The 400-nt window shown below is 48.5% G+C and carries 1 protein-coding gene; it reads right to left on the reverse strand.

The features are described from left to right. Positions 1-400, reverse strand: a 400-nt coding sequence (locus ACFINR_RS09525; RefSeq protein ID WP_375654247.1) for a filamentous hemagglutinin N-terminal domain-containing protein, incomplete at both ends; no start/stop codon positions are given.

The following is a 400-nucleotide window of genomic DNA, read 5'->3' on the forward strand; positions in this document are numbered from 1 at the left end:
TTGTCATAATCAAAATGATTGTGACCAGCGATAACAGCCAAATCTCCTTTGACCTGTATGGGACCCCCGACACTAATCTTGCGCGAAACAAGATCAAAAATATCTAATGCACTCCCATCAGCCCCACGAGCGCCTATGGTGATATCTCCACCCTCAACACGCAACCCACTCAAAGCCCCATCGGCTCCAATAATCGGTTGTCCGGTCGATAAAGTCACCCGTGGTGTATTGATAAAACCACAACCGTTACAGGTAATCCCATTGGGATTGGCGATAATAACATCCGCCATATGCCCGTGTACTTCGCTCACGCCTTCAAGACGCGAGCGATTGGCACTTACCACTTCATTAAGGATAACCTTTGCTGCACCGCTATAACGCAAATTGCCGTTGCCTGGCA

Origin of the sequence: Bartonella sp. AP19HLJMH (genome assembly GCF_042196245.1) — a bacterium.
GTDB lineage: Bacteria > Pseudomonadota > Alphaproteobacteria > Rhizobiales > Rhizobiaceae > Bartonella.